Annotated in this window: 1 protein-coding gene; it reads right to left on the bottom strand. The window is 44.7% G+C overall.

The window, feature by feature from the left end:
* Nucleotides 1–597, bottom strand: a 597-nt coding sequence (locus tag ACWQ4X_RS19765; RefSeq protein WP_457904683.1) for a lysozyme, incomplete at its 3' end; no start/stop codon positions are given.
* Between the last annotated feature and the right edge of the window lie 74 nt (nucleotides 598–671).

Here is a 671-nt window from a genome sequence, read left to right as displayed (position 1 = left end):
TACACGACGATTGGCAAGACCTTTTTCCTTCTTACCATTCACGTACACCCAACGATCAAACTGTAGAGCTGCAGCTTTGAACTGACTTTTATTTATATAAGTCAGCAATGTACTGGTCGAAAAAGCCGTCTCCCCAACGTTGTAAACAAAACTGGCCAAGGCATCAAATTGGTTTTGATGAATATCGACCTTCACATATTTATCCAGGCATGCATCCACCCATTGGCAATCATTCTTGAGCCATAGTTCAGCTTGACCTCGCGTACACGTATCACCTGCTTTAACTTTAATGCCATTTGGATACTTGATCGTACCGAAGCCGATGGTCCACACGCCACCAGTGTCCAAATAAGCATTTGCGCGGAAGCCCTCAAACTCTCGAATGATTGCAAAGCCTTGCTCTGAAATATCGCGTAGACCTGTGATTACTGGCGTGGTCGGCAATGAGTATCCAATGAGCTTGGCAAATTCTGTAAGCCCATTTGTGGCAATAATGGCATCACCTGCATTGACTTGATCCTGCGTCAGCTTGCCACCAGACATAGCGCGCAACCAAGAATATGCCTGAGCAATTTGTTCTGAATTATTGACCGTCATTTGTATCTACCTCATCATGCAATTCAGGCTGTTTTTTCAAACGTGCAAGCACCATGGCCAAACTCACAAAAAGC

This window comes from Acinetobacter sp. NigerLNRRAM0016 (assembly GCF_054112845.1).
Note: the sequence above shows the minus strand (reverse complement) of the source record. Positions and strands in the feature narration are given on the sequence as shown.